The sequence below is a fragment of the Thermodesulfovibrionales bacterium genome, assembly GCA_035622735.1.
Classification (GTDB): domain Bacteria; phylum Nitrospirota; class Thermodesulfovibrionia; order Thermodesulfovibrionales; family UBA9159; genus DASPUT01.
In genome coordinates this window covers 1-8,814 of sequence record DASPUT010000079.1, presented here as the reverse complement: position 1 = coordinate 8,814, position 8,814 = coordinate 1, and the positions used below count along the sequence as shown (strand labels likewise).

The 8,814-nt window shown below is 51.0% G+C and carries 12 protein-coding genes; 5 read left to right on the top strand and 7 right to left on the bottom strand.

Annotation, left to right across the window (positions count from 1 at the left end):
- Positions 1-233 (top strand): tyrosine-type recombinase/integrase (locus tag VEI96_04625; GenBank protein ID HXX57263.1); only part of this gene is annotated, 233 nt, incomplete at its 5' end.
- 237 nt (positions 234-470) lie between these two features.
- On the opposite strand, the gene VEI96_04620 is transcribed toward VEI96_04625, so the two are convergent.
- The gene (locus tag VEI96_04620) at positions 471-887 is read right to left on the bottom strand and encodes a PilZ domain-containing protein (protein HXX57262.1); all 417 of its coding nucleotides are present in this window, start codon (positions 885-887) and stop codon (positions 471-473) included.
- A 468-nt stretch (positions 888-1,355) separates the two neighbouring features.
- Here VEI96_04620 and VEI96_04615 point away from each other — a divergent pair, with 468 nt between their 5' ends.
- Positions 1,356-1,748 carry a hypothetical protein gene (locus VEI96_04615; GenBank protein ID HXX57261.1) on the top strand — a complete coding sequence of 131 codons (393 nt, stop codon included), beginning with the start codon at positions 1,356-1,358 and terminating at the stop codon, positions 1,746-1,748.
- A gap of 92 nt (positions 1,749-1,840) precedes the next feature.
- The gene (locus VEI96_04610; protein ID HXX57260.1) at positions 1,841-1,987 is read left to right on the top strand and encodes a hypothetical protein; all 147 of its coding nucleotides are present in this window, start codon (positions 1,841-1,843) and stop codon (positions 1,985-1,987) included.
- A gap of 30 nt (positions 1,988-2,017) precedes the next feature.
- Here the strand turns inward: VEI96_04610 and VEI96_04605 are convergent, their stop codons facing one another.
- The gene (locus VEI96_04605) at positions 2,018-2,188 is read right to left on the bottom strand and encodes a hypothetical protein (GenBank protein HXX57259.1); all 171 of its coding nucleotides are present in this window, start codon (positions 2,186-2,188) and stop codon (positions 2,018-2,020) included.
- Between the two features lie 912 nt (positions 2,189-3,100).
- Complete coding sequence (locus VEI96_04600; protein HXX57258.1) at positions 3,101-3,241, bottom strand: hypothetical protein; 141 nt, start codon at positions 3,239-3,241, stop codon at positions 3,101-3,103.
- Positions 3,242-3,606: 365 nt separating this feature from the next.
- Here VEI96_04600 and VEI96_04595 point away from each other — a divergent pair, with 365 nt between their 5' ends.
- Both VEI96_04595 and VEI96_04590 read left to right on the top strand, forming a co-directional pair.
- A complete protein-coding gene (locus VEI96_04595) occupies positions 3,607-4,614 on the top strand; it encodes a hypothetical protein (protein ID HXX57257.1) in 1,008 nt (335 codons plus the stop codon).
- A gap of 1 nt (position 4,615) precedes the next feature.
- On the top strand, positions 4,616-5,359 hold the full coding sequence (locus tag VEI96_04590) for a class I SAM-dependent methyltransferase (protein ID HXX57256.1): 744 nt from the start codon (positions 4,616-4,618) through the stop codon (positions 5,357-5,359).
- On the opposite strand, the gene VEI96_04585 is transcribed toward VEI96_04590, so the two are convergent.
- The 4 genes from VEI96_04585 to VEI96_04570 form a co-directional block, all read right to left on the bottom strand.
- Entirely contained in the window at positions 5,319-6,380 is a 1,062-nt protein-coding gene (locus tag VEI96_04585; GenBank protein ID HXX57255.1) for a polyprenyl synthetase family protein, read from the bottom strand. The genes VEI96_04590 and VEI96_04585 overlap by 41 nt on opposite strands.
- Entirely contained in the window at positions 6,359-7,096 is a 738-nt protein-coding gene (locus tag VEI96_04580) for a UbiA family prenyltransferase (GenBank protein HXX57254.1), read from the bottom strand. The genes VEI96_04585 and VEI96_04580 overlap by 22 nt, the downstream gene beginning before the upstream one ends.
- A 13-nt stretch (positions 7,097-7,109) precedes the next feature.
- The gene (locus VEI96_04575; protein ID HXX57253.1) at positions 7,110-7,808 is read right to left on the bottom strand and encodes a hypothetical protein; all 699 of its coding nucleotides are present in this window, start codon (positions 7,806-7,808) and stop codon (positions 7,110-7,112) included.
- A gap of 172 nt (positions 7,809-7,980) precedes the next feature.
- A partial coding sequence (locus VEI96_04570) for a hypothetical protein (GenBank protein ID HXX57252.1) occupies positions 7,981-8,814 on the bottom strand: 834 nt, incomplete at its 5' end.

Genomic DNA, 8,814 nt, shown 5'->3' with positions numbered 1-8,814 from the left:
GCATTGATGATAGCCTGAGACTTTACGAGGCTACAAGGCATTCCTTTGCAAGCAATCTCGTTAACGCCGGGTCAACAATTTACAAGGTGTCAAAACTCTTGGGTCATAGTTCTGTGAAGATGACTGAGAAGTATGCTCACTCAGAGGTCGAGCATCTGAGGACCGATATACAAAAGCTCTCATTAAACCGTCATCAAACCGTCATCAGCGGAGTCGTGCATGTCCAAAAGTGATTTAATTCCGGTGCGTTATCTAGCTATTTTAAGTGTTCGAGCCCCGTCCACCCCGCCATTTTCTTTCCTGTAATATCAGGTAGTTACGCCATATTTTATAAACGAAACCTGTCAAGAATACCGTCCGTGGAGTGTCCGTAGAATCAGTAATCAGGGGCACATCACCGTATGCCTCGACCTCTCTCTGTGGCACCTGGGTCCTACGATAAACGTGAGAGATACTTCAGACTCACTTTTCTATCGATTGACTTCCGATCCCATCCCCTCAAGATATTTATAGTACTGCAGGTAGGCGGAATCTTTTGATATGATTGTTACACCTATTAGATCATTCTTAATAGTGCGGATGACTTTCCCCTTCAGTTTTGACGTCTTATTACCGGGGAGCCAGAGTCCAATATCGAGTGTCGTATCAGGGTCAAATTGATGCTCCGTTCTTATGGATAAGCCGTTCAGCGAGATATCTTGGGTTATTCCCTCATTAGCTGTACCGTTTGCCGTAAACTCTACCCTGCACTTTACATCAAACCTTCTATAAAGTCTGTTGTCCTTTCTTTTCTCTTCTGACCGAAGCAGGAAAAGCACGACGCTCGCACAAATTAAAGCAGCTGCCACACCTAAGGAAAGCACACTTGTCAGAGTTGACTCAAACACAGTTCCTCCTTCTCTGAGATATTAAAAGCAATATTCATTCCAGAACTAATTATCTCCGAATATACAAAAAAGAACACAAATAACAGGATGTTACTATTGATTGATAAAATCAAGGCGATAACCACTCTTTGACCGAAAATCATACGGGATGACGGAAAATCCTACGATCGCTCTTGTTTTTTAAGGGGAGATGTGAGAGGTGACGACCTTGCGTAACAACCTACGTAGCGCTTACTTCCGAAACTCGGAACCTTTTTATTCAGATGCTCTCACTGAGTTCCCTGATTTCTATTCCCTGATTGTCACGTAGGCCAATAAACTCAAGGCCTGCGCCATTCCCGGTAAGGGCTCTGAAGTGCAAGAATGAAGTGAGCTACGCCGCTGCCTTGCAGTTGTCCATAAAACATTTGCTTTACGAACAGCTATGTCTTTACTATAGTGGGATATAAATTCTTAAAGGAGGAGAACATGAAGAGATTATGCTTAATAGGAGTAATCCTTCTTCTTGCTCTGCCCTGTCTTGCCTGGGGCGGAGACATTGACGGGATCTGGTCACTTCCTGATGGCGGAGCGGTAATGATGCGCGAAAATGGCGGTACAGTCATCGCCCTGCAGGTGAGCCTTCCCTTGTTGAGCGAAGGCTATGCTAATTGTGTACTTCAGGGGACGCAGGTTGGCAATTCCATAATCCTAAGCAATCTCCCTTCGGTGGATTATGATTTCTGCGGCTTCGCTGTCGGACTCACGATCACACTGACTTCACCGACTACGGGAACGCTCCATGTCGACTTTTGCAAGCCTACGATCGTAGATTGTTTTTTCGATAGCGGTCTCAGTCTCAGTATGGAAAAGATTTTTTAGATACCGAATGGGTGTTCGGAGGTCCTGGGTCAATCTGGGGTCGTATGGGGTATAATTGAGTCATGGAATGGCGTCTCTGGAAAAGAAAGAAAATGCTTCCGGCCGTGAGCGCGGAAATCATCCCCGACGACGAACAGGAGGGTCTGCATAAGCTCAGCCACATCGTTCTTTTAACAGTAGTGTATTATGTGATTCTCACGCTGATAGTCGGGTTCATTCTCTATGAGCTCACGAAGTAGACTTATCAGGGCATAGCTCCCGAAAAGCCGCTATTCTCCGCCGCGGCCCTGAAGTAATTTCTGAGAGCTGGCGAGAACGGTTGACGACTTCCCGGAGATCACCCCGGAGCCGTTGTTATTAATGTCGATCGCTATCACGAGGAGATAAAGAATTCTGGAGGTTCTGGAAGAATACTGCATCACTTCGGATTCGTAGATCACCCACCACCGCTCTTCTTAAACAGTCACGTCAGTGTGAAAGGATTTTTACAACTGAACCAATTCAAACTCCGTAACTGAATTGCCATCTGCTCCTTAGACATTTCGCCAGGAATAGAGCACAGTTATCGTAGCTTTCGCTGTTGCAGCGTTTAAATCTTACGAGTGCCCCTATTTTGAGAGATGTCACGGATGCCTTGCACACGTCAGCCTTCGCGTCACAGTAGGGACAGGTATCCAATTCTTCCCTGGCTTCCCTTGTTATTCGTGTATTCATATCAAGAACCTCCTTCTTTAGCAATGTGATGAATGACCCTTTGCGGGATTGCTCACTGACATGCTTGACCGAACTGGGTTCAGCCTCACCCATACGTCCTCCCGCTCGATGTCTTCCTCGTAATCGCAAAGCATGTTAGAGCACTCATAACGAGTTCCCCTGATCGACATCTCCCTACCGCACGCTATGCATTTCATACACTGCCTCCTTTCTATCGAGATAATGCGTACAGTTTACTAAGACAATGTTACGGGAATATGAACATAGCGTGAAATTTTCATGTCAGAGTCCTCCAGGACTGCAGAGATTACCTGCATAGGAAATAACCAAACATGACAATCTCACGAATAATGCTATCTTGTTAAAATGAACGAATAGGTTAAATCCTCTAGACATCACGAAGGCATATGTATTCATTTCAAGATCCTCCTTTCATCTACCATCCGTATAAGAGCAAGTCATATGCCATGAGCACATAAGTTGAAATAATGGATAGTTACTGAAAGCATGCCTCACAAGGAACTGACATAATTGTCAGACATGAAACGATAATGTAGTGAGATTAGATTTATGGAGGTTTTGTTCCCAGGAACTGCCTCACGATAAAACTGATAGCAGCGAGACAAAAAACAGAAAAGCTAGTGTCCCTTCTTTATCTGAATCAACCGCCTGAGCATTCGCCTGAGTTTACCCTTTTCTTTGTTCTCATCCAGCGCCGGGTATATGACGATCATGCGTTCTCTCGTTACTTCATACGTTTTCGGTTTCTTGGTCTTCATGGGATTTACTATATCATCGGAAATAAATCGCAATCGTGAATCTTTCTTAATCAAGAATTAATCGTATTTTCACAATAAACTGTTAGCATTGGGACGCAGGGTTATAATTTGTCTCGGTGCTGCCTGTCGCCCCCTCCAAAAGAGACAGGCAGCACTCCCTCCATTCTGCTCGGAAAACGACAGAAACCTGGTTCTCCCTATATCTCTCGAGGCTGTTGTGTTACATTCAAAAAAATGTTACCTTGAAACGTAAAGTCAGGAATCGTTCATGGTGAGTTTTTGAAAGGTCCTGACAAACAGGGACCGTATTGACCGGCAGGTCGCGGAGATACTCTGTGAGAAAGCGGTGACGTGAGCAGGCGAAAATGAAGAGCGCTCGGGCAAAGGATGAGGGGAGTGAACTGGCTATCGTTGGCGCCGGGATGACCGGCGCTTATCTCTTCCGTCTCCTGCGCAATGAAGGTAAGAGACCCCATATCTTCGATCTTAAGGGGTCAACGAAGTGCGGCCTGAAGCCGTGCGCCTGGGGCACATCGAGGGGCTTTGTTGAACTTGTCGGTAAGGCCGGACTCGATGCTGAAAAGTATATACTCCGCCGGATCGATCATCTGCTCATGGATGACGTAAGAATCAAGGCTGATCTCATGGTTTTTGACAAGCCTCGGCTTGTTAAGGATCTTCTCAAGGGCGCCGAGATACGGTTCACCCCTCCCCGAGTTGAGGGATACAAGCGGGTGATTGACGCGACCGGAGCGTCCCGTGCCCTCCTGCCATCAATCAAAGACGACATAATTATGGGATGCCGGCAGTACCTTGTCGAGACAAAGGAACCGCTTGAAAACAGGATCCGGCTCGGCGGCATAGGTTACGCATGGTGCTTCCCGCTGTCTCATGACCGATACCACATCGGCTGCGGGAGCCTTCTTGGCGATCCGCGGAGTATTCTCAATGACCTTCGCTGGCTTGAAAGCCCATCGCGATATCGAAAGAAAATCCTCTGCGGGTGCGCGGGGAATATCCGCCTTACCGGTCCTTCAGAGTCCCGTCCCTTTATCACGGGTGGGTTCGAAGAAGGAACCTGGGGAATCGGTGAGGCGATCGGCTGCGTGGCACCCCTTGCAGGGGACGGCGTAGTCCCGGGGATGAGAAGCGTGCAGCTTTTGTTACAGTCATGGGCCGACCCGGATAAGTATACGGAATCCGTGCTCCATGAATTCCGCTGGATGAAGGATGAGCGCGGAGTCATCGATACCCTGAGACGGGGGGGGCGCTCGGGGATCCGCGAGGCCAACGTCCTCAGAAAGAATTCAAAGCGGATGGGGATGCAGGTGGGTCTGAAGGAAGCCATCGCCCTTCTCAAGAATTTGCGCTAACATGAAGCATGACGGTTATGCGGTAGTGCCTGCGAATCTGAAAAAACTGGAGGTCGTCAACCGGTTCTTCTCCGGAACCGGATCTTCTTATGATCGGGTTGTGACGGTCTGCACCTGCGGCTTCGACAGATGCTGGAAGAAGAGACTCATAGAAAAGATTCCGGCTCAACCGACTTGCGTTATGGACCAGGCCTGCGGAACAGGGATTCTCACCTTTGAGATCGCGCGGAGATTTCCTGACTGTCGCGTCACCGGTGTCGAACTTCGTGACGAGTATCTCGATAGAGCGCGCCTCAAGGCCCGCAGATGGGGAATGACGAACGTTGACTTTATCCTGGGCCGGGCTGAAGACGTAATCGTGCAAGGGGGTTGCGACTGTATCATTTCGTCCTATCTGGCGAAATATGCGGAACTTGGGAAACTGATCACGAATGCCGGAAAGATGCTGCGTCCGGGCGGTCTCATCATCATGCACGATTTTATCTATCCTGCGAATCCCGTATTCCTGCCTCTCTGGCGGGCATATTTTCGGATACTGAGAGGGATCGGCTCCAGAATCTTTCCCGAATGGCAAACCGTCTTCAACGAGCTGCCGGAATTTCTTCGCGAAACAAGGTGGGTCTCTGAGTCCCTTTCCGCGATGAAAGAGAATGCCTTTAGCGACATTACGATCGAATCACTCACCTTCGGCACGGCAGCTATCGTTACGGCGAGGAAACCGAAGTCCTCGCCTCGTCGAACATAGCGATAATATCCCGCGGAGCTCTGCGAGCCACCCGGCCGTATTCGTTATCGGGGAAATCGTCTTCCATAGCCGAGATCGCTGATTGAAGGCGGCTCGCAATCTCTACCTTCATAATCCCTGCCGCGGTTTCGAAGTGCTTCGGAAGCTCCGTTCTCAAAACCATCGACTGCCGTCGTAGAACTTTGAGAAGATCGGGCCTGCTCTCCCTGACAAAGAACAGGAGGGCCGGGGCAAGCGCGATGATTTCGCTTCTTGTCATGGAGCGAGTGATGAGACATCGTTCTATCTCATGGAGGTCGTCCGCTATTTGATATGCCTCTCCTATCTTCAATCCGTATTGATACCACCGTTGAAGGCTCCTGCCGCTGGCTTTCGCCGACACAGCTCCCAGGCGAGAGGCCGAACCGAAGAGGACACCTGTCTTGAGGCCGATGATTTTTTCATAGAGTGCTGTGTCCCATGCGTCCGCTACTGCCGTATCTTCAAGGAGCGAGGAAGGATTCAAGGGCTCCTGGTAGGCCCCGCGGGAGACCTCGGCTATCGCCCTTGAGGCGATCAGTCCATCCTCTCGCCCCAGCTCGCTCATCATCCGGATCGCCGAGGCGAAGATTATGTCACCGAGCAGGACCGCCTTTCGCGCCCCTTCCAAGGTCCAGAGGGCCGGGGAGTTTCGCCTAGACCGATGCTGGTCCACGACATCGTCGTGAATGAGCGTGGCAGTTTGAATAAGCTCTACCGCGACAGCCCTGGAAAGGGCATCTTTCAGTGCGCCTCCGAGAGCAGACGCGACGAGACAAAGAAGCGACCCTCTGATCCGCTTTCCGCCGGATAGGATATCTGTCTTCCTGCCGGAGCCGATCGGCACCTCATCCCCCAGCAGGCCGGTCAGATGGGCTCTGAAGGCTGCATCCAACTGAGGTCTTACTACCTCGGAAAACTCCTGAAACCGCGTCGGCACCGGGTCTGCCGATTTTTTGCCTTTCCGGTCGGCAATCCTGCTCACTGGCCGATAAGCCGCCAAATCAACAGGCCTCCTCCGAGAAGTATCACGCCCAGGCTGATGCATTTGAGAAGGGTCTCGAAACGAAGCATAAGCGATAATTCGTCGTTGCTTAGATTCGGCACCTGCCGCTTGAGCTCTTTATATGGCCGCGAGGCCTTGATCTCGACGGCGCTGAAGAGGGCCATCGAGAAAGAAAGGATTATCGCGGGGCCAGAAATGCTGTTCGTCTGCATGATATAGCCCGCCAAAACAGGCATCGCGCCCCAGGAAAAGGCAAACCACCAATCCGTGTGGAACCTGCCTCCAAACCATTCGAGATTATAGGCGAAAACGAAGAACCCCTCAGCAACTGCCACAACCGCGAGGAGGGGAACATACCGGATCATATAGTAGATGGCGATGCCATAGGCTGCGATGAGTGATAAGAAGGCCAGCAGCCAGAGTTGCTTTTTCGTAAAGACCGTTCCCCATGGTTTCGTTCCTTTGCTCCCCAGGGCGTCGAGAGCATGGGCGGCTATTCCGAGTCCGAGGAAGTATATGATCACAATAGCCGCCACTCTCTCATAGGCGACCTGTTCGGAAAGAAGAGAGCCGATCACGGAAAACGAGAGGACCATACCGGTATAGGGCAGGAACAGGAGGCCGACGAAGGTTCTGAATCTGAGAGGCCCGAATTCCGGCACAAACCATTCGGCCCTCCTGCCGGGCAAACCGCCATCTTCCGGATTGACCATGTTCTCCATCTCCTCAGTCTGTTCCGAAAAATCTATCCGAGGTGTCGGCCGGGGTCCTCAGATTTCGGAACAGTATCTCCCTTTTCGGGATTCCGTCCGGAGTGAACTCGCTCACCCCCACCGGTATCCAGAGTCTCTTATCGATAAGAAAACGGTAAAGCGTGGTGACCCCGGCCAGAAAATGATCTTCCGATGTTACCTCAATGAGAACCTCTTCGCCATGCTCGGAAACCTTGATCTCACCGCGACGCCCCACCGTGAGACTTCGTGCCATATTATTGATAAGGGAACCGACGTCTGTCTGGTCGATCCGCTGTCCCGCTGGGCTCATGAGGAGAGCGTTGTCGGGAGAGAGATGGAGCTTCAGGAATCCGACCAATCCACCCGGCTTCATGAAGACCTTACCGCTATTGTCGGGATAGATAAGAACTAGCCCGGAATGGGGAGCCTCCATGTCGATGCGGATATGATCGGGCTTCTTGAAGGTGTACCGAAATCTTTCAACTTCCTTGAGCCGGCCCTCTCGGTACACCCTGACTTCCGTATCCATCTGATATGCCTCCATATTCGCATAGACGGCCCTCATCTTTCCGATTATCTCGGCAGTCTCGTCTTCTGGCTGGGCGAGAAGGCCGCCGGCGACGCTGAGCGGCATGACACAAACGAGCAGAGAAGCCATTCGAACTGCGCCGCGACAACGATGCCCGCTCATGGTCCCCTCCTTCTCAGTCTATGGGCGGCTGGGAAATCGGCCTGCTTCCTGATCAACATTACGGAGATGAATGAGAGATGACCTTTTCAAGATAACAAAATTCTATCACGCGACCTGAGGTGCGTCAATGAAGATTATGATAATAAACGTTACCCGATCCGGCAAGAGCTCTTCACGCGGAAGAAGGCTGTAAAAGGAAGAAATGGCAATTCCATGGTCCGAGATCAACGTAAAGACCTGAATCCATCATGTCGTTTCCGGACCTCTCGAAGGTTTCGCCCGACAGGCTGTCGATGAGGCGCCAAGTCTTTCCTCTTAATGCATCCCACGGAATGTGAACAAGCGCCTGAGCGGCCGCCTCCGAGAAATTCACGACGATAAGGTAACGCTCCCCGTCCCTCACCCAGCCCCAACTGAGAATATTCAAATAGCTTCTGTTGTCCGGCCACCCGGATCTCTCACAGAGGGACCACTGACCGTTCCGGAAGATCTCATGATCAACCGCCATGAGCAATTTTCGGTAGAAGGCGACAAGGTCTTGGTTAATCTGCTCAAACGGGCGCCGACTGAGAAAAACAGGCAGCCTCACCTTCATTCCCTCGAATTGCCCCTCATGGAGGAGCTTCGCGCCCGTGAGCGTCAGGGTTACGACCGCAGCGGCCCGTGCTTTGCCGTCCGGAAACGATGCTGCTGCCCTCGGCTCGTCGTGGTTCTCTATGAACCGGACGAGTCTTTCCTGGTAGTTCATATCGGCGCAGAGGTGAAGGCGGATGCTCTCGGCGGGGTCATGTTCGAGCCGGTCATAGAGCTTCTTGTCGTAGCAAAAGTCGAATCCCTGCTGCTGGAGCTCCCACTCGAGGTCCCAGTAAGCCTCGGCGATGAATCTGAATTCGGAATAGTTGGCTTTAATCGCGGGAATAACCGTAGTCCAATAGTCATTGTCAGGCCTTTGACCTGCACGACTTCCCCAGGTACGCTCGAAGATAGTGTTCATCATGAGCATGGA